This is a genomic window from Pseudomonas sediminis, assembly GCF_002741105.1.
In the GTDB taxonomy this organism is placed as follows: domain Bacteria; phylum Pseudomonadota; class Gammaproteobacteria; order Pseudomonadales; family Pseudomonadaceae; genus Aquipseudomonas; species Aquipseudomonas sediminis.
Genome location: NZ_NIQU01000003.1, coordinates 75119 through 93027, shown reverse-complemented (window position 1 = coordinate 93027; position 17909 = coordinate 75119). Strand labels below are relative to the sequence as shown.

Below are 17909 nucleotides of genomic sequence, written 5' to 3'. Positions count from 1 at the left end.
GAGTCACTCTCCTTGATTGGCTACCGGGTTCAGAAACCTGCAGTGGGGATGAAATCGACGTCGGTCTTGGGTTCACCGAGCATCAGCAATTCGATGACCTGAGCCAGCGTACGCCCCTCGAAGAGGATGGCATGCAGGCCAGCGACCAGCGGCATGTATACGTCCAGTTCTTCAGCACGGGCCTTGAGCACCTTCAGCGTATTGACCCCTTCGGCGACTTCGCCAAGGCGCTGCACCGCGTCGTCTAGGCTGAGACCTTCGCCCAGGGCGAAGCCGACCTGATAGTTGCGGCTCTTCGGTGACGAACAGGTGACGATCAGATCGCCGACGCCAGCCAGGCCGAGAAACGTCATCGGGTTGGCGCCGAGCTTGACCGCGAAACGGGTCATTTCCGCCAGGGCTCGGGTAATCAGCATGCTTTTGGTGTTCTCACCCATGCCCAGCGCCGCCGCCATGCCGGACATGATGGCGTAAACGTTCTTCAACGCGCCGCCGAGCTCGACGCCGAAACGGTCGGCACTGGCATAGACGCGGAAGGTCCGGCCATGCAAGGCCTGCTGCACGCGCAAGCACAGCTCTTCGTCTTCACTGGCGATCACTGTCGCGGTCAGCGCGTGATCAGCCACTTCCTTGGCCAAGTTCGGCCCGGACAGCACGCCAATGCGCGCCTCGGGAGCGATCTCCTCGAGAATCTGGCTCATCAGCTTGAAGGTCTTGGCCTCGATGCCCTTGGTGGTGCTGATCAGCATCTTGCCTGCCAGCAGTGGCGTAACCGGTTGCAGAGCATCGCGCAAAGCGCTGGAAGGCAATGCGACCAGCACCAGCTCGGCCTGCTGCAGTACACCACTGAGGTCACTGGTCGGCTCAATACCGCTATGCAGCTTGACGCCCTTCAGGTAGCGCGGGTTTTCGCCACTCTGGCGCATCTGCTCGGCCTGCTCGGGGTCACGCATCCATTGCAGGACGCGTTGGCCGTTCTCTGCCAGCAGGTTGGCCAGAGCGGTGCCGAAGCTGCCGCCGCCGAGTACAGCAATGGGTTGGGGCTGTGTCATAGGTCTTCCGAATGAGGCCATTGGTGATGGCGGTCTGCGTGCATTATACGGAGCCGAGAGTACCCGGCCAGGGCAAAAGTTCAGCGCTGGCCGTCAGTTAAGGGGGGCAAACGAGAATTACCGCAGAGTGCAGACACCTGCCGCTGGCAAAGCGCGTCGGGTCGGTTAACATGCTGGATCGACGTTAATTGCCAAGGATGATTCGTGCCCACAGGCAGCCCCTTGCCCCCACCCTGCACCTCTCGTCAGGCAGCAGCGCCGCTTTCCAAGGATGGTAGAGCCATGAACCAGCGTCGCGGCTGGAACATTCACACCCGCACCCAGCTGATCAGTGTCGGCCCGGCCCTGCTGCTGACCCTGCTGCTGACCGGCTTTCTCACCTTCACCCGCCTGCAGGACCTGCGCCTGGAGCAGGGCCATATCGGCCAGCTGATCGCCAATCAACTGGCGCCGGCCACCGAATACGGCGTGCTCAACGACAACCTCAACACACTGGAAAGCTTGCTGCGTGCCACCCTGAGCACCCCCGACGTGCGCTTCGCCGAAGTGCGCGACCGTGACGACAACATTCTCGTGTATGTCGAACGCCCCAAAGAACAAGGCCATAGCACGCCGCAAGTCGAGGTGTTCCAGGCCCCCATCCGCCTGCAAGGCCAGCCTGCCCGCACGCAAGCGCTGCCACCTTTGGGCAAGACACTCGGCGACGGCTACCTGGGCCGGGTGGTAGTGGGCATGTCCAATGACACCTTCAATACGCGTCAGCAGGAGATACTGTTCAAGGCCGGGATTCTGTCGCTGTTGGCGCTGCTGCTGACCTTTCTCCTCGCCAGGCGCCTGGCCAGGCGTCTGGCTCAGCCGTTGAGCGCCATGGGCCAAGCTCTGGAACGCATCCAGAGCGGCGATTATCGCCCTTCGCTGATCGAGCGTGGTAATGACGAGCTAACCGACCTCGCCCGGCATATCAACAACCTCGCCTGCGCCCTCGAGCAGAGCGGTCACGAGCAGCAACAGGCGATTGCCGAGCTGATCCAGGCGCGTGAGGAATCCGAGCAGGCCAACCGCGCCAAATCCGACTTCCTGGCGATGATGAGCCACGAACTGCGCACGCCGATGAATGGCGTACTGGGCATGCTGCAACTGCTGGAAACCACCAGCCTGAATGACGAGCAGACTGAATACGCCGCCCTGGCCACCGAATCCACCGAGCACCTGCTCAAGGTGATCAACGATATTCTCGATTTCTCGCGGATCGAACGCGGCGCACTGGAGCTCGAGGCCATCCCCTTCAGCCTGCTGGAGCTGCTGCAGGGCTCGGTTCAGGTGTTCCAGCACAGCGCTCAGCAACGCGGCCTGCAACTGCTGCTGGAAAACCAGCCAGGCCTGGAGCAGTTGGAGGTGCACGGTGACCCCACTCGCATCCGGCAGATTCTGGTCAACCTGATCGGCAACGCACTGAAGTTCACCGAAGAAGGCCAGATTCTTGTGCAAACCCGCTGGCAGCAGCTGGACGACCAGGTGCTGTGGTTCACCTGCGCCGTGCGCGACAGCGGTATTGGCATCGACGACGAGCGCCTGGAGCATATGTTCGATGCTTTCCAGCAGGCGGACACGTCGATTTCCCGCCGTTACGGCGGCACCGGCCTGGGCCTGCCGATCGCCCGCACCCTGGCCGAGCGCATGGGCGGCACCTTGCGCGCGGAAAGCCAACTGGGCACAGGCTCGGTGTTTACCCTGGAAATACCGCTGCCCTTTCTGGCCCGCAACGAACCCGTACAAAGCGGCGACACTCAGAACCTGGGTAGCGGCGAGGGTCAGTCGGTGTTGCTGGTGGAGGACAATCCGGTCAACCAGACGGTCATCGAGGCCATGTTGCGCAGCCTGGGCTATCAGGTCAGCCTGGTCGGCGATGGTCAGCAGGCCGTACAGAACTGCAGCCGACACGATTACGCCGCTATCCTGATGGACTGCAGGCTGCCCCTGATGGACGGTTACGAGGCGACGCGGCAGATCCGCCAGCTCCAGCAATGCCAGCAGGTGCCGATAATCGCCCTGACCGCCAATGCCCTGCAGGGCGACCGCGAAGCCTGCCTGGAAGCAGGAATGAACGATTACCTGGCAAAACCGTTCAAACGTGCAGATTTGCAACGCATTCTGCTGCGCTGGCTGCCAGCCCGACCATAGGCGAGTAGCGCCCGTGACAGCGCAGGGTTACAAGGAGAAACTGCTGTGCCTGTGACAACGTCAGTACAGCAGAGTACAACTGTACTCACTGCGCTGTGACTTTCACCACAACGCAACAGTCTATGACTAGGCTGCCGGCAGACGCCTACATTTAGAAAGACGTCGCCGGCCAGGACGATTCGCCCAGCCTTAGAAGCGTGGGGACAATTGAGGAGCTCGCATGACAAGACAAAACGCCTACACCCGGGAAGATCTGCTCGCCTGCAGCCGCGGCGAACTGTTCGGCCCGGGGAACGCGCAACTGCCCGCCCCAAACATGCTGATGATCGATCGCATCGCTCACATCAGCGAAACCGGCGGCAAGTACGGCAAGGGCGAAATCGTCGCTGAGCTCGATATCAATCCGGACCTGTGGTTCTTCGCCTGTCACTTCGAGGGCGACCCGGTAATGCCAGGCTGCCTCGGCCTCGACGCCATGTGGCAACTGGTCGGCTTCTACCTCGGCTGGCAAGGCAACCCCGGCCGCGGCCGCGCCCTGGGTAGCGGCGAAGTGAAATTCTTCGGTCAGGTACTGCCGACCGCCAAGAAAGTCACCTACAACATTCACATCAAGCGCACCATCAACCGCTCGCTGATCCTCGGCATCGCCGATGGCACCGTATCCGTCGACGGCCGTGAAATTTACAGCGCCGAAGGCCTGCGCGTCGGCCTCTTCACCTCCACCGACAGTTTCTGAAGGACTTGCACATGCGTCGTGTAGTGATCACCGGTCTGGGCATCGTTTCCTGCCTGGGCAATGACAAAGAAGCCGTTGCCGGCAGCCTTCGCGCGGGCAAATCAGGCATCCGCTTCAACCCCTCGTACGCCGAAATGGGCCTGCGCAGTCATGTCTCCGGTTCGGTCAACCTGAACCTGGAAGAAATGATCGACCGCAAACTGTTCCGTTTCATGGGAGATGCTGCGGCTTATGCCTATCTGTCGATGGAACAGGCGATCAAGGATTCCGGCCTCAGCGAAGAGCAGATTTCCAACCCGCGTACCGGCCTGATCGCCGGTTCCGGTGGTGCCTCCACCGTCAACCAGATGGAAGCCATCGATACCCTGCGCGAGAAAGGCGTCAAGCGCATCGGCCCATACCGCGTGACCCGCACCATGGGCAGCACCGTATCGGCGTGCCTGGCGACTCCGTTCAAGATCAAGGGCGTCAACTTCTCCATCTCCTCGGCCTGCGCCACCAGTGCGCATTGCATCGGCCAGGCCATGGAGCAGATCCAGCTGGGCAAGCAGGACGTGGTCTTCGCCGGCGGCGGTGAAGAAGAACATTGGAGCCAGAGCTGCCTGTTCGACGCCATGGGTGCCCTCTCCACCCAGTACAACGAAACCCCGGAAAAAGCCTCGCGCGCCTACGACGCCAAGCGTGACGGTTTCGTCATCGCCGGCGGCGGCGGCATGGTCGTGGTCGAGGAGCTGGAACACGCTCTGGCCCGCGGCGCCAAGATCTACGCGGAAATCGTCGGCTACGGCGCGACCTCCGACGGCTACGACATGGTCGCCCCGAGCGGTGAAGGCGCGATCCGCTGCATGCAGCAGGCGCTGGCCACCGTCGATACCCCGATCGACTACCTGAACACCCACGGCACTTCGACGCCAGTTGGCGACGTGGCGGAAATCAAAGGCGTGCGCGCCGTGTTCGGCGACAAGGCCCCGGCCATCAGCTCGACCAAGAGCCTGTCCGGCCACAGCCTCGGCGCTGCCGGCGTGCAGGAAGCGATCTACTGCATGCTGATGATGGAAGGTAACTTCATCGCCGCGTCGGCCAACATCGACGAGCTCGACCCGGAAGTCGCTGATATGCCGATCCAGCTCAGCACCGTCGAGAACGCCAAGCTCGATACCGTGATGAGCAACAGCTTCGGCTTCGGTGGCACCAACGCCACCCTGGTGCTCAAGCGCTGGGCCGGCAAGTAACTGCTACTGCGGTAAAGAAACGGCGCCTTCTGGCGCCGTTTTCGTTTCTGGCACTCCTCAGACCTTGAAGCGCGCCACCAGATTGTTCAAATCGACCGCCAGGCGTGAGAGTTCCTGACTCGCCGCGTTGGTCTGGTTGGCCCCCGCCGAGGTCTGCATCGACAGATCGCGAATGTTGACCAGGTTGCGATCCACCTCGCGGGCCACCTGCGCCTGCTCCTCCGACGCACTGGCGATCACTAGGTTGCGCTCGTTGATCGAGGAAATCGCCTGGGTGATCTGCTCCAGCGCAACACCGGCGGCCTGTGCCACTTCCAACGTGGAACGGGCGCGGCCGTTGCTGCTCTGCATGGCGCTGACGGCACGATCCGTACCGCTCTGGATGCCGCCGATCATCTGCTCGATTTCCTGGGTGGATTGCTGAGTGCGATGCGCAAGCGCCCTCACCTCGTCGGCAACCACGGCGAAACCGCGACCGGCGTCGCCAGCCCGCGCGGCCTCGATAGCAGCATTGAGCGCCAGCAAGTTGGTCTGCTCGGCGATAGAGCGAATCACGTCGAGCACCTTGCTGATCTCGTGCACACGCTCGGCCAATTGCTCGACCTCACCCGAGGTGCTGGTGACATCAGCTGCCAGTTGACCAATGGAGTCGACGGTCTGGCGCACCTGCTCACGTCCTTGCTGCGCAGTGACGTTCGACTCGCGCGACGCCTCGGACGTGCTGACCGCGTTGCGCGCGACCTCCTCCACCGCCGCCGTCATCTCGTTCACCGCAGTAGCGGCCTGCTCGATCTCGGTGTTCTGCTGATGCAGGCCGCGGGTGGAGTCCTCGGTCACCGCGTGCAGTTCCTCGGATGCCGAAGCCAGTTGGTTGGACGAATCGGAAATGCTCTGAATGGTGCTACGCAGGCTCTGCTGCATGCTTTTTAGCGCATTGAGCAACTGTGCAGGCTCGTCGCGACCTTCGACGTGGATATTCTGGGACAGATCACCCGACGCCACTACCTCGGCCAGGCGCACCGCTTCCGTCAGCGGCGCGACGATACTGCGGGTCAGTAACAATGCCAAAACCACGGTAGCCAGCGCCGCCAGCGCCATCATCACCACCACCCAGGTACGCGCCGAATCGAACACCTGCCCGGCTTCGCGAGCCGCCTCGGTAGCGCCCTGGCGGTTCAGCTCGGACAGATCGCGTAACGCACGGGTCATTTCATCGGCATGCTGATTGAGCGTGCCACGAGAGACGACAATGGCATCGTCGAAATTGCCCTGGCTGACGAAGGCGACGATCTTGCCTTGCTCCTGCAAGTAGGCCGCTTCGGCGCGGCGAAAGCCTTCATAAAGGCCTCTCTCATCGCTGCTGGAAATCAGCTTTTCGTAGGATGAATCGGCTGTACTGAGCGCATTGCGCAGATCATCTGCCAAGCGAAGATTGCGCTTTAGCTCCTCCGGCTCGCGGTTGAGCATCAGCCGTAGCGTCACGGCACGCAGGCGCAGTATGTCCTGGCTGACCTCGCCCAGTGCCATCACGCTTGGCAGCCAATCCTGATCGACAGCCTCCGACTGCTTGCGCATCTCGGTCATCTGGAACAGTGAAAATGAACCGAGCAGCAACACCAGCAAAGCCACCAGGCCGAACCCCAAAGCAGCCCGTGGAGCGATTGAAAGATTACGCAGCGACATGTCGTGAAACTCCTTTTGCGCGCAGAAATCGAGTCATCCCTGGCCATACCTGGCTAGGAATCGGGTGAGATTGCGCCGATCCCATCGTGCTATCGGCGCTATTTCCGCGCACTTTATAAGGAAAAGCGAAAAATCTAGCGCCGCAGCGCTTTGGCCATCGCCTGGTCGACATGCTGGCGCCATTCATCGTCGCGCCAGTGCTCCTCTCTTCGCGCCTGCCAGTCATCAATGCGCTGCACGTCCTCACACTGGCGAAACCCGTCATCCCAGCCCTGGGTGTAGAGCGGCTCGGCCATATAGCGTGATACGTCCTTGTCGAATCGTCCCAAAGGTCCGACTGCCGAACGCCCGCTACTGCAGCCGGCCTCGAAACCGTCGACGAAGGCCGGTGGATAATTGGCCGCCAACATCTGTTCGCGCAGGCTCTGGCAACCGAACAGGCTCACTAGCGCGAGCACGCAGACCAGCACGTGAGAGAAGCGCATGGCGTTATGCTCCTTCGATCACACCCAGCAACCGATCCTTGAGCGCACACATCGCCCAGGGGCTGGTGCTGCAGGCGCCAGTGGCCAGGGCCTCACGCAACGCTGGAATATCGGCGTCACGCAGATAACGTTCGGCGTCGCCCATACGCTCCTCGCCACCGAAGCCGCCGCCGGCCATCTCTGCCAGGGCCTGTTCCTTGCTCCAGTTTTGATAGATGACGCGATACAACGCGGCGATCAACCCGGTGCGATTTTGCCCATGCTTACAGTGAATCAGCACCGTGCCGCGCCCCTGTGCCTGGCGGATGCTGCGTAGCACCTCGATGACGTCGGTGTCGTCGATACGGTCCGTGCGTAGCGGCAGATGAACCTGCTGGACGCGCGGGTCAACCAGCCATTGATCGTCGCCCTGCTGGTAGAAATTGATCACCGTGGCAATACCGAGCGCCTGCAGTTGCGGCCAATCTTTCGCCGTTGGCAGCGCACTGCGGTACAGATCGGGCGTCATGCGATAGAGGTTGATACGGGTATCCAAGGCTTGCGCCCAGTTGGCTGGGCGTACGTCCTGCACAGGTACCGGAGAGGTCGTCGCTCCCCAGGCCATGCTCAGCGGCAGCGCCAGTAATGCGCCTGCGAACACCAGTGCGGCCAGCGCCAGGCGCAGACCCTGTACGATTCTGTTCATCGGCAGGTTTCTCCCCAGACGGTTTCTTGAGACGGACGCCACGCCAGCGGGGCGCGGTAAAGTAGCCAGCGATAGGTCAGCACGCAGATCACCCAGTCGATCAGCAGCGTCCACAGGTTGTGCGAAAGAAAATGCGCGCCCTGCAACATGCGCCCCAGGGAGAACAGCGAGCCCAGTCCCAGCGCGACACCCAGCGCGATGCGCGCAGCACGTGGGCGGCGGTCGCGCAGCACGAAAAACAGCGCCAGCAACGAGAACCCGGCCGAGGCATGTCCGCCTGGCCAGCAACGCCCGGGATTGGCTGTGGGCGTGCGTTCGGCGAGCAGCGGCGTGAACTGCTCCTGGCCACCGAACTCGTTCAGGCTCCAGGGGCAATGCATGCCGGTCAGCGTCTTCAGCGGCGTAACCACCGAGGTCGACAGGCCCAATGCCAACACCAGATAACCGAGCTGACGGCGCCAGGCGCGCAAGCGCGTCGGCAGCAGGCTGAGCACAAAGCCGGCGATGGCCAGCACACCCAGCACGATCACCGCCTGCTTGGCGCGGTCATGCAGGATGTCTTCGAGCCAGAAACTGCTGCGCCCGATGAACCCCTGACCGGGCTCGTAGAACAGATGAGCGAGGGCGAAATCCACAGGGCTGGGGTCGATCACCAGCAGCAACACCATCAGCAGCAGTGGAATACCCAGCGCCAGACGAAAATCGAAATAACGAGACGGCATGATCGTTCCTTAGCGCTGGCTGAGTTGCTGGCTCGGTTGATCATCGGGCTGCCAGGCAATCAGTCGCTTGCCGAAGGCGTGACTGGCGCCCTGGTAGTAGGCGATGTCGCGACGCAGCAACGGATCGCTGCCATCCACCCGCCACTCCTGACTCAGGCCCAAGGCATCGTCGTGGCGGCGCATGCCCTGGCGCGGGCTGAGAATCGCCAGGTTCTGCCCGTCGAACAGGCCCAGGTGCTGGTAATTGCCGAGCAGCGCTCGACCCTGTGCATGGTCGGCACGCAACAGGTTGCGGCCGAAGAAGGTAGAGACGTAGTCCAGGTTGAGCAGCCCAAGCAGCGTCGGCGCCACGTCGATCTGGCTGGCCACGTCGGCGTACTCGGCAGGCTTGATGTGTTTCGGCGCGTAGACGAACAGCGGGATGTGGTAGTTGGCCACCGGCAGGTCTTCCTGCCCGGCACTGCCTGCAGTGTGGTCAGCGACGAAGACGAACAGCGTGTTGTCGAACCAAGGCTTGCTACGCGCTTTGGCGAGGAACTGACCGATGGCGTAGTCGGTGTATTTCACCGCCCCTTCACGCCCATCACCGGAGGCAATGTCGATGCGCCCATCCGGATAGGTGTAGGGCCGGTGGTTGGAGGTGGTCATCAATTGCAGGAAGAACGGTTTGCCGGCTGCATGGTCGCTATCGGCCACCTTCAGCGCCTGATGGTAAAGGTCCTCGTCGGCCATGCCCCAGGCGTTCTGGAAGCTCATCTCGGCCTCGTCGACGCTGCTCTGATCGACGATGCGGTAGCCGTTACCGCCGAAGAAGGCGTTCATGTTGTCGAAGTAGCCACGACCGCCATAGACGAAGACGCTGTCGTAACCCTGTGCGCCAAGCTGCTGGCCGAGGCTGGCATAGCCGGATTCTCGGCCGATACGTTTGACGATGGAGCGCCCCGGGGTCGGCGGTACCGACAGGGTCAGCGCCTCCAGCCCGCGGTCGGTGCGCGTACCCGTGGCGTAGAAATTAGTGAAGGTCAGGCTGTGCTTGCGCAGCTCGTCGAGATTCGGGGTCAGACCACGCTTATCACCAAAACTGCCCAGGTACTTGGCGCTGAGGCTTTCGATGGTGACCAGTACCACATTGAGCTTGCGCGGCTGCCCAGGGTTATCGATCACCCGGCGAATGTCCTGCGGATCGCTACCAATGAAGCGGGCGTTGGGTTCGGCCACCTCGGCGCGCAGTTGCTCGGCCACCGCGGCATCAGGCAGGGTGGCGTAGAACTGCTGGTAATCCAGCTCGTTGTTACGAAACGCGGCGAAGAACTGGTACGGGCCGTTGCTCGCCAGTTCACGCTGGTAGGTGTTGCCGCCCAGCCCCCGCGGTGCGTCCTGCCCCACCAGGCCGCTGCACAAGCCTGTCAGCAGTGCCAGCATGACCAGTGCATAGGCCGCCTCCAGCCGGGGCAGGCGCGGCGCCTGCAAGGCCGCGCGCAGTGGTCGCCGTAGTGCCAGGGTCAGGCCGATGGCCAGTGCCGCGAGCAGTGCCAGCAAGGGATAGACCGGGTAGGACTCGAGGATGTTGTTCACCACCTCCTTGGAATAGACGAGGTAGTCCACGGCGATGAAGTTGAAACGCACGCCGAACTCGTCCCAGAACAGCCATTCGGCCACCGCAGTAAAGAACATCGCGAACAGGCTAATGGCCACCAGGGCGACCAGCAGGCGTTGATGCCAACGACGCTGCCATAACCAGGCCGGGCACAGCAGCAGGTAAAGCGCTAGCGGTACGGCGGCGTAGACCAGGAAGCTCAGGTCGTAGACCAGCCCCACCCCATACAACCCGAACAGCGCTGGCAAGGTCACGCCGGCATCGCTCAGGTGGCTGAGTAGCAACGTGCTGCGGGTGAGGAAGAAAACGGCCAGCCAGGCCAGCAGAATGATCGACAGATAACGAAGTTGCGCGTATTGAAGCCGAGGCATCGTATGATCCTTGTAGGATGAACGTGCCGCAGTCTGCGAGGCGAGCCGTGAGCCGCTCGTCAAAGCCGTGTGAAAAAATCGTCAAACCCAGGAATTACTCGCGATGCGCATTCTGGTCATCGAAGACAACCGAGACATCCTCGCCAACGTGCTCGACTACCTACAGCTCAAGGGCTTTTCCGTCGACTGCGCGCAGGACGGCCTGAGCGGTCTGCACCTGGCCAGCAGCGGTCATTACGACCTGATCGTGCTGGACATTATGCTGCCCGGCATCGACGGCTATCAGGTATGCAAGCGCCTGCGCGAGGATGGCCGCAGCGAGGTTCCCATCCTCATGCTGACCGCGCGCGATGCCCTCGATGACCGCCTGCAGGGTCTCAATGCCGGCGCCGACGACTACCTGATCAAGCCCTTCGCACTGTCCGAGCTGGTGGCACGCATCGAGGCGATCCTGCGCCGCAGCCGTGGCAGCCGCAAACGCCAGCTGCAAGTCGCCGACCTCAGCTACGACCTCGACACCCTGCATGTCAGCCGCGCCGGCCAGCCGCTCAAGCTCAATCCGCTGGGCCTCAAACTGCTGGCCATCCTCATGCAGCGCAGCCCAGCGGTAGTGCGCCGCGAGGCGCTGGAAGAATCGCTGTGGGGCGACGACTGCCCGGACAGCGACAGCCTGCGCAGCCACATCCACCAACTGCGCCAGGTACTCGACAAGCCCTTCCCCACGCCCTTACTCCACACCATCCATGGCGTCGGTTATCGCCTGGCGGAGAGCGCAGATGCCGTCTAAACAGCCTTTCGAACGGCGGATTCTGATCGCCTTCGTATTGATGACGGCCATGGTCAGCGGTCTGTTCTCGCTGAGCATCGTCGGCGTGGTGCATTTTATCGAAGAGCACCTGGTTTCCCAGGAAATGAGCCGCGAGCTGGGCGAAACGCTCAACGAAGACATCCGTCAGGGCCGCCCTCCGCGCCTGGACAGCAGCACGCAGTTCTTCTCCTCCTACCACGATCAGTACCTGATTCCCGAGCAGTACACCGGCCTGCAGGAAGGCTTCAACGAAGTGGTCAGCGGCGACGAGGCGTTCTACGTCTACGTGCAGAGAATCAACGGCGAAACCTACATGCTGGTGCAGGAACAGCAGGAGTTCGAAGCCCGCGAGAATGCCCTGTTCAACGTGGTGCTGGCCGGTTTCCTGCTGACTGTGGTGGCCGCCTGGGGCCTGGGGCTGATGATGGCGCGCAAGGTCATGGCGCCAGTCAGCCGTCTGGCCCAGCAGGTGCGCCATCGCGACCAGTTGCACCCGCTGGCGCCGCCCTTGGCACCGGACTACCCAGATGATGAGATCGGCCAGTTGGCCGCGGCCTTCGACAGCACCCTAGGCCAGGTGCGTCAGTCCCTGGAGCGCGAGCGACTCTTCACCAGCGACGTCAGCCACGAACTGCGTACACCGCTGATGGTCATCGCCACCTCCTGCGAACTGCTTGCCGAGGCGCCCCTGGGACCGCGCGAGAAGGACCAGGTGGCGCGCATCGCTCGCGCCAGCGAGGAAATGCGCGAGCTGGTGCAGACCTTCCTGCAACTGGCGCGGGACAAGAGCAACGAGGCGGCCTTCGGCGGCGACCGTACGCTCGCCAGCATCGCCCATGAGCAAGCAAGCCGCTGGGGCGCCTTGATGAAGGAGAAGGGTCTGGAATTCCAATTGATCGTGGAAGGCCAGGACGACGGCCGGTACAACGCCACCTTTCTCGGCACGGTGATGGCCAACCTGCTGCGCAACGCCCTGCACTACACCGAGCGCGGCGGTGTGCGTCTGACCCTCGAACAGTGCGCCTTCCGTATCGAAGACAGCGGTGCCGGCATTCCTGCCGAACAGCACGAGCGCATCTTCCAGCCCTTCGTTCGCGGCTCCCAGGCACGTGGCGAAGGGTTAGGCCTGGGACTGTCGCTGGTCAAACGCATCTGTGCCAAACAGGGCTGGCAGGTCAGCCTGCAGAGCGAACCGGGTCATACACGCTTCCGGGTGACACTGAACAACGGCGCTTGACGAAATTTTCACGCCCCTTTGACGTGGCCTTGATGCCCTGCTGTTTAGGGTGACGAACGTATCCATCAAGGGACGTTCGTCATGCCCAAGCTTAGCCCCATCGAGTTGGATTTTTCCCGCAAGTACGATTTCGATCACGCTCAGCAATACCTGCACAAGCACCAGGACGGCCTTTCCCGGCGCCTGTCGCACTGGCGCGACGTGCAGGTGGCGCGCCGCGCGCTGCAGATGGCCGATGAGCCGAACCTGGTACTCGACCTGCCCTGCGGTGCCGGACGCTTCTGGCCGATGCTCTGCGAGCAGCCGAATCGGGTGATCTTCGCCGCCGACAACTCTGCCGACATGATCGCCACCGCGCGCGCTGCGCAGGCACCCGAGGTAGTGGCGCGGGTCAACAGCTTTCGTACCTCCGCTTTCGATATCGACCTGGGTGCCAACGCGGTGGATTGCATCTTCTGCATCCGCCTGCTGCATCACATCGAATCGGCCGAACACCGGCTGGCCATTCTCCACGAGTTTCACCGTGTCAGCCGCGATACGGTGATCGTCTCGCTGTGGGTCGACGGCAACTACAAAGCCTGGAAACGCCGCCGTCTGGAGGCCAGCAGAATGGCTCAAGGTCGCGCGGCGGAAAACCAGAACCGCTTCGTCGTCGCACGGAACACAGTAGAGCGTGAATTCCGCCAGGCCGGTTTCAGCATTCTCGGCCACCTGGACTTCCTGCCCGGCTATGCCATGTGGCGTACCTATGTCCTGCGCAAGGAAGCCTGAGATGGGCATTCTCAGCGAACAGGCACTGGCTGCCCTACCCTCGACCGAATTCGACCGCTGGTGGCACAGCCCCGGCGAATGGGTCGAGCCCGCCAATCAACGCCGTGGCGGCGAAAGCGGTGTGTGCCTACTACAACACTGGGACACAAACCGACCACGGCTGTATTGCAAGCGCCAGAGCGGGCATCTCTACCGCTCGCTGCGTCACCCGTTGGGGCGACCAACCATCTTGCGCGAGCTGCAGGCCTACCGTGCCCTCGCCCGCCTGGGTATTCGAACGCCGAATATCGTCTACTGCTCGGCGCGCAAACAAAGTGGACAGTGGCAGGCGCTGCTGGTCACAGAAGCCTTGCCAGGTTTCATCAGCCTGGAGCAGTGGTACGAAGAGGCCCATGCCCCCAAGCTCAACCAGGCCATGCTGCAACGCCTGGCGGTCACCCTGGCGCGCCTGCACCTGGGTGGATGGCAGCATGGCTGCTGCTACGCCAAGCATCTGTTCGTCAAAGTGCGCAGCGATGGGGAGGTGGACATTGCCCTGTTGGATCTGGAGAAAAGCCGCCGGCATTGGCGTATTGCCAGCGCCTCGCGACGTGATCTCGGCCAATTGCAACGCCACGGCGGCAGCATGCCCGAAGCTGACATGCTCTACCTGCGCCAGGCTTACCAGCGAGCCTTGAACGATCCATGGGGCGGGCTGCAGCCATGAACGACGGCTCCGATCTTGACGCCCTGTCCTTCAAGGGCCGCCGCGGCCTGACGCGCATCTTCGACGCCACCGGTTATTCGCTCGCCGGGCTGCGCGCTGCCTACCAAGGTGAAGCTGCGTTCCGTCAGCTGGTGTGGTTGAACCTGGTGCTGCTACCGCTGGCCTGCCTGGTCGATGTCAGCCGCGCGGAACGGGCGCTGCTGGTGCTGGTGCCTTTGCTGGCGCTGGTGGTGGAGCTGCTCAATTCCGCCATCGAAGCGGTGGTCGACCGTATCTCGCTGAACCTGCACCCGCTGTCCAAACAGGCCAAGGACATGGGCAGCGCAGCTCAAATGGTCGCGCTGCTGATGATCGCCCTGACCTGGGCGATCATCCTGCTTTGATCAACGCACCATGAAGCGCTGTTCAGCCAGCTTGCGATCGCCCTGATAGACGATGAAATGCCATTCACCGGGCACCACTTCGTGGTGTTCGGTGAACTCGAAAGCCATCACGTCCTGCGGTGCACCGACCACCAGTTTCTGCTGCACTTCGAACTTGTCATGACGCTGACCATCCGCGGTGACCACACCAGGAGTGAGGTACAGCAATGTCAGTGGGGTATCGCCCTCGCGCTTGCCGGCGAGGCTGTAGCGCATACCGAACTTGGTGCCAAGCTTGGCGGGAATCTGCTCGGTGCGTTCGATGTCCTGATTGCTGCGGGTCAGTACCCGCTCGCCCGGCTGAAAATCCTGATACTGGCTACTGAAGATGCCGTATTCCACCGGCCCTTCGACACGGACGTCAGCCTGGCTCAGACCTGCCCAGACGAATAGACCGGCCATCACGGCCACTCGGGTGTAATGCATGGTGCGCTCCTCGTTGAGATGAGCGCGAGCCTATGACGCCCGAATGACAGCCTGATGACAGATAGGCTAGCGATCCAGCTCGGCCTGCACCTTGCGCGGAAGAATGGAAAGGAAATTGTCGCGCGCCACCTTGTGCGCCACGTCCTCGGGCAAGGCATCGAGGAACGGGTCGAAGCCCTTCATATACTCGCCCAGGCTGCCGAAGCGGCCGACCACATCCGAGCCCAACATGAAGCGTTCCGGATAGCTGCTGACCAGATGCACCCATTTCGGATCAGGTTTGCCGTCAGCATCCAGCAGATAGGGGCGCAGCATGGTCCAGGACAAATCGATATACAGGTTGGGGTATTGGCCGAGCATGCGCTCGACCGTGTCCAGGAGGAAGTCGAGTTTCTCCTGATGACGATGAATTTCGGCACTGGTGCCAGCATGCGCCCAGATGAAACGCACATGCGGATGGTTGCGCAGCGGCGCCTCGATTTCTTCCAGGAACAGCGGCTCACGTTCACGCTTGGAGGTGATGTTCGAATGCAGCATCACCGGCAGGTCGTATTCGGCAGCCAGGTGGAACACCCGTGCCAGCGCCTCGTTGTTGGCCCGCGGCGCACTGCCGTGGATCAGCGCAGTGAGGTCGTCGTGTCGGGTGAAGACCTCGCCGATGCCCTGCCACAGGCCAGGGTCGAGCTCGAGCATGCGGCGGATATGCGCATCGGCGTTCTTGTCGTTGGGGTTGAAGCCGGACAGAAACGGGTGGAAGCGCTTGCGCTGCTCGGCCGGCAGGCGCTTGTAAGCGGCGGCAATGAATACGTCGGTGGCACTGTACCAGTAGGCATTGGCGTCATCACCGGCGTAATAGCGCGGGCGTTTGGGCTCGTCCTCATCCCATTTTTTAGCCACCGGAATGCCGGAGAACATCACATGATCGACGTTGTTCTCTGCCATCTTCTCCAGCAACTCATCCATGCCGGCGCTTTCCTGGAAGAAGTCGACATAGTGCAGATGGGCATCGCTGTAGCGGTATTCGCGGGCCTGGGCGCTGCAGGCAATCACGGCGCTGAGCGCAAGTATCCATGGCATGGATCGAGATGTGAGCAAAGCGAGTCCTCCTGACGGTACGAGCAGCATAGACCGCCGGTCCGCTACGCAAGTTCTGCGAAGGCTCCCTGGCTTTGCGCACGCAGACGCACTTACATGGAGCACGAGCATGAAGAGCGCACCAAGCCAGAACATTATTAGCTAACTAACAGCCTGGGAGGAGCGTGGATGTGTCAGTCGATGATGGCACCTCGCTTGCAGTGTCTGCACTCAGACCAGCCAGGGGAATCACCATGTTGCAGTTGCTGCGCAAGCCAGCCCGCAAGGCCAAGGACGAGGCCGCATTGGACGCTCTGTTCCAACAGCACGACCTCACGACTCGACTCCCGGAGGACTACCAGTGGATGGTGCGCCTGAACGATTTCAGCGCCAGCCTCCAGCAGCGTATTCGCGCCAGTCTCGGCGCTGCCGTCGGCATCGCCGCGCACGCGCCGCAACTGGCACGCATCGCCGCGGCCAATCAACAAAGCGGACAGACCCTGGCGCAATCCTCGGAGCTGATCGCCAGCGCCAGCGAGCAGGTCACCACTACCCTGGATGCCGAACTGGTGCCCGGTGCCGGCGAAGTCGCGCGCCTGTCCGCCGAGGTTTCCGCCACCCTCCATCAGTGCCAGGAAAGTGGCCAGGCAGTGCTGCGTCAGGTTGAAGTAATCGACGCCAGCGAGGCGCAACTGGCTCAGGTGATCCAGCAACTGGCCGGGCAACTCGATGAAGTGAGCAAGGTCATCGGCGTGATTGCCAGCATCTCCCAACAGACCAATCTGCTGGCCTTGAACGCCGCCATCGAAGCCGCTCGCGCCGGCGAGCATGGCCGCGGCTTTGCCGTAGTCGCCGAAGAAGTGCGGCGCCTGGCGGGCCACACCACCGATGCCACTGGCCAGGTCAGCGGCATCATCGAGCGTTTTCGCGAGGGCATGCAGCAGCTTGGCGATGCCGGTCAGCATATGAATCAGGCAGTGGCCGACGGCCGCACCGGCATTATTGCCGTCAGCGCTGGACTGGATAGCACGCGCCAGGCCATGGATCGTCTCGACGCTCAGGTCGGCCAGATCGCCGCAGGCACCGAGCAGATTGGCCAGGCGGTACGCTCGATCAATGGCGATGTGCAGAACATCGCCCAGGTGGCCGGTGAGCTGCTCGGCAAAGCCGGCCAGGTTCTGCACCACAGTCAGGCGGTACGCGAGGATGGTGACCGCCTGCTCGCCGGGCTCGGCGACTTCCGCCTGGAGATTCACGCAGCCGTGCGCGCCAGCATCGAGCAACTGGCCACGCGCCCCGAGTTGGCCGGCGACGTGGCAGCAGCTGAACGCCTGCTTTCCGACACGCTGGCACGCGAAAGCCGTTTCGAGCTGTTCTATCTGGTAGATAGCCGCGGCGTGCAGATTTCCGAGAATATCTTCGCTGCAGATGTGGCGCACAGTGAGGGAGCCAGCTGTCGCGGCCGCGACTGGAGCCAGCGCCCCTGGTTCCGTGCCGTGGCCGAACGGATGGAGAGTCATATCACCCAGGTCTATCGTTCCTCGGCGACCGATGACTTCTGCTTCACCGTGTCGGTGCCTATCGTCGACAGCCAGGGGCGCCTGCTGCGAGTGCTGGGGGCCGATGTGCGCTTGTCGGCACTGGTGTGAACAGAGCTGCCTAAGCCAGGTCTGTTGACGCTTCGCCGCGACCGCGCCGGGAGCCCTTTCTCGCCGCAACGC

At 62.4% G+C, this 17909-nt stretch carries 17 protein-coding genes and 1 pseudogene; 10 read left to right on the top strand and 8 right to left on the bottom strand.

The window, feature by feature from the left end:
* Positions 1–29: 29 nt before the first annotated feature.
* A complete protein-coding gene (locus CDO35_RS08495; RefSeq protein WP_099523808.1) occupies positions 30–1052 on the bottom strand; it encodes an NAD(P)H-dependent glycerol-3-phosphate dehydrogenase in 1023 nt (340 codons plus the stop codon).
* A 282-nt stretch (positions 1053–1334) separates the two neighbouring features.
* Here CDO35_RS08495 and CDO35_RS08490 point away from each other — a divergent pair, with 282 nt between their 5' ends.
* The 3 genes from CDO35_RS08490 to fabB all read left to right on the top strand — a co-directional run bounded on the left by CDO35_RS08490 (position 1335) and on the right by fabB (position 5201).
* Positions 1335–3233: a response regulator gene (locus tag CDO35_RS08490; RefSeq protein WP_208019948.1), complete on the top strand. Its 1899-nt coding sequence runs from the start codon at positions 1335–1337 to the stop codon at positions 3231–3233.
* 220 nt (positions 3234–3453) lie between these two features.
* Positions 3454–3969, top strand: coding sequence for a 3-hydroxyacyl-[acyl-carrier-protein] dehydratase FabA (gene fabA, locus CDO35_RS08485; protein ID WP_099523804.1), 516 nt, complete (start codon positions 3454–3456; stop codon positions 3967–3969).
* A gap of 11 nt (positions 3970–3980) precedes the next feature.
* Positions 3981–5201 (top strand): beta-ketoacyl-ACP synthase I, encoded by a 1221-nt coding sequence (gene fabB / locus CDO35_RS08480; protein ID WP_099523802.1) that lies wholly within the window; start codon positions 3981–3983, stop codon positions 5199–5201.
* Between the two features lie 57 nt (positions 5202–5258).
* Here fabB and CDO35_RS08475 read toward each other — a convergent pair whose 3' ends face one another.
* The 5 genes from CDO35_RS08475 to CDO35_RS08455 all read right to left on the bottom strand — a co-directional run bounded on the left by CDO35_RS08475 (position 5259) and on the right by CDO35_RS08455 (position 10744).
* Positions 5259–6884 (bottom strand): methyl-accepting chemotaxis protein, encoded by a 1626-nt coding sequence (locus CDO35_RS08475; protein WP_099523800.1) that lies wholly within the window; start codon positions 6882–6884, stop codon positions 5259–5261.
* Positions 6885–7018: 134 nt separating this feature from the next.
* Positions 7019–7369: a hypothetical protein gene (locus tag CDO35_RS08470; protein WP_099523797.1), complete on the bottom strand. Its 351-nt coding sequence runs from the start codon at positions 7367–7369 to the stop codon at positions 7019–7021.
* A 4-nt stretch (positions 7370–7373) separates the two neighbouring features.
* Positions 7374–8054: a phosphatase domain-containing protein gene (locus CDO35_RS08465; RefSeq protein ID WP_099523795.1), complete on the bottom strand. Its 681-nt coding sequence runs from the start codon at positions 8052–8054 to the stop codon at positions 7374–7376.
* Positions 8051–8776 (bottom strand): phosphatase PAP2 family protein, encoded by a 726-nt coding sequence (locus tag CDO35_RS08460; RefSeq protein ID WP_099523793.1) that lies wholly within the window; start codon positions 8774–8776, stop codon positions 8051–8053. The genes CDO35_RS08465 and CDO35_RS08460 overlap by 4 nt, the downstream gene beginning before the upstream one ends.
* A gap of 9 nt (positions 8777–8785) precedes the next feature.
* Positions 8786–10744 (bottom strand): LTA synthase family protein, encoded by a 1959-nt coding sequence (locus tag CDO35_RS08455; protein WP_099523791.1) that lies wholly within the window; start codon positions 10742–10744, stop codon positions 8786–8788.
* Positions 10745–10847: 103 nt separating this feature from the next.
* Here CDO35_RS08455 and CDO35_RS08450 point away from each other — a divergent pair, with 103 nt between their 5' ends.
* The 5 genes from CDO35_RS08450 (at position 10848) to CDO35_RS08430 (ending at position 14649) form a co-directional block, all read left to right on the top strand.
* Positions 10848–11531 (top strand): response regulator transcription factor, encoded by a 684-nt coding sequence (locus tag CDO35_RS08450; protein ID WP_099523789.1) that lies wholly within the window; start codon positions 10848–10850, stop codon positions 11529–11531.
* Positions 11521–12789 carry a sensor histidine kinase gene (locus tag CDO35_RS08445; protein ID WP_099523787.1) on the top strand — a complete coding sequence of 423 codons (1269 nt, stop codon included), beginning with the start codon at positions 11521–11523 and terminating at the stop codon, positions 12787–12789. The genes CDO35_RS08450 and CDO35_RS08445 overlap by 11 nt, the downstream gene beginning before the upstream one ends.
* An 81-nt stretch (positions 12790–12870) precedes the next feature.
* Positions 12871–13560 (top strand): class I SAM-dependent methyltransferase, encoded by a 690-nt coding sequence (locus CDO35_RS08440; protein WP_099523785.1) that lies wholly within the window; start codon positions 12871–12873, stop codon positions 13558–13560.
* 1 nt (position 13561) lies between these two features.
* The gene (locus CDO35_RS08435) at positions 13562–14266 is read left to right on the top strand and encodes a lipopolysaccharide kinase InaA family protein (protein ID WP_099523783.1); all 705 of its coding nucleotides are present in this window, start codon (positions 13562–13564) and stop codon (positions 14264–14266) included.
* Positions 14263–14649 carry a diacylglycerol kinase gene (locus tag CDO35_RS08430; RefSeq protein ID WP_099523781.1) on the top strand — a complete coding sequence of 129 codons (387 nt, stop codon included), beginning with the start codon at positions 14263–14265 and terminating at the stop codon, positions 14647–14649. The genes CDO35_RS08435 and CDO35_RS08430 overlap by 4 nt, the downstream gene beginning before the upstream one ends.
* Here the strand turns inward: CDO35_RS08430 and CDO35_RS08425 are convergent, their stop codons facing one another.
* Entirely contained in the window at positions 14650–15114 is a 465-nt protein-coding gene (locus tag CDO35_RS08425; protein ID WP_099523779.1) for a DUF3859 domain-containing protein, read from the bottom strand.
* A 66-nt stretch (positions 15115–15180) separates the two neighbouring features.
* On the bottom strand, positions 15181–16191 hold the full coding sequence (locus CDO35_RS08420) for an amidohydrolase family protein (protein WP_099523777.1): 1011 nt from the start codon (positions 16189–16191) through the stop codon (positions 15181–15183).
* Between the two features lie 740 nt (positions 16192–16931).
* Here CDO35_RS08420 and CDO35_RS23220 point away from each other — a divergent pair.
* A pseudogene (locus CDO35_RS23220) lies at positions 16932–17273 on the top strand (methyl-accepting chemotaxis protein); the annotation flags it as partial.
* 423 nt (positions 17274–17696) lie between these two features.
* A complete protein-coding gene (locus CDO35_RS23215) occupies positions 17697–17837 on the top strand; it encodes a PDC sensor domain-containing protein (protein ID WP_372237982.1) in 141 nt (46 codons plus the stop codon).
* Positions 17838–17909 lie beyond the last annotated feature (72 nt).

Coding starts and splice junctions, on each gene's coding strand:
- CDO35_RS08495 (WP_099523808.1), bottom strand. CDS start 1,052: ATGACACAGCCCCAACCCATTGCTGTACTCGGCGGCGGCAGCTTCGGC.
- CDO35_RS08490 (WP_208019948.1), top strand. CDS start 1,335: ATGAACCAGCGTCGCGGCTGGAACATTCACACCCGCACCCAGCTGATC.
- fabA (WP_099523804.1), top strand. CDS start 3,454: ATGACAAGACAAAACGCCTACACCCGGGAAGATCTGCTCGCCTGCAGC.
- fabB (WP_099523802.1), top strand. CDS start 3,981: ATGCGTCGTGTAGTGATCACCGGTCTGGGCATCGTTTCCTGCCTGGGC.
- CDO35_RS08475 (WP_099523800.1), bottom strand. CDS start 6,884: ATGTCGCTGCGTAATCTTTCAATCGCTCCACGGGCTGCTTTGGGGTTC.
- CDO35_RS08470 (WP_099523797.1), bottom strand. CDS start 7,369: ATGCGCTTCTCTCACGTGCTGGTCTGCGTGCTCGCGCTAGTGAGCCTG.
- CDO35_RS08465 (WP_099523795.1), bottom strand. CDS start 8,054: ATGAACAGAATCGTACAGGGTCTGCGCCTGGCGCTGGCCGCACTGGTG.
- CDO35_RS08460 (WP_099523793.1), bottom strand. CDS start 8,776: ATGCCGTCTCGTTATTTCGATTTTCGTCTGGCGCTGGGTATTCCACTG.
- CDO35_RS08455 (WP_099523791.1), bottom strand. CDS start 10,744: ATGCCTCGGCTTCAATACGCGCAACTTCGTTATCTGTCGATCATTCTG.
- CDO35_RS08450 (WP_099523789.1), top strand. CDS start 10,848: ATGCGCATTCTGGTCATCGAAGACAACCGAGACATCCTCGCCAACGTG.
- CDO35_RS08445 (WP_099523787.1), top strand. CDS start 11,521: ATGCCGTCTAAACAGCCTTTCGAACGGCGGATTCTGATCGCCTTCGTA.
- CDO35_RS08440 (WP_099523785.1), top strand. CDS start 12,871: ATGCCCAAGCTTAGCCCCATCGAGTTGGATTTTTCCCGCAAGTACGAT.
- CDO35_RS08435 (WP_099523783.1), top strand. CDS start 13,562: ATGGGCATTCTCAGCGAACAGGCACTGGCTGCCCTACCCTCGACCGAA.
- CDO35_RS08430 (WP_099523781.1), top strand. CDS start 14,263: ATGAACGACGGCTCCGATCTTGACGCCCTGTCCTTCAAGGGCCGCCGC.
- CDO35_RS08425 (WP_099523779.1), bottom strand. CDS start 15,114: ATGCATTACACCCGAGTGGCCGTGATGGCCGGTCTATTCGTCTGGGCA.
- CDO35_RS08420 (WP_099523777.1), bottom strand. CDS start 16,191: ATGCCATGGATACTTGCGCTCAGCGCCGTGATTGCCTGCAGCGCCCAG.
- CDO35_RS23215 (WP_372237982.1), top strand. CDS start 17,697: ATGGAGAGTCATATCACCCAGGTCTATCGTTCCTCGGCGACCGATGAC.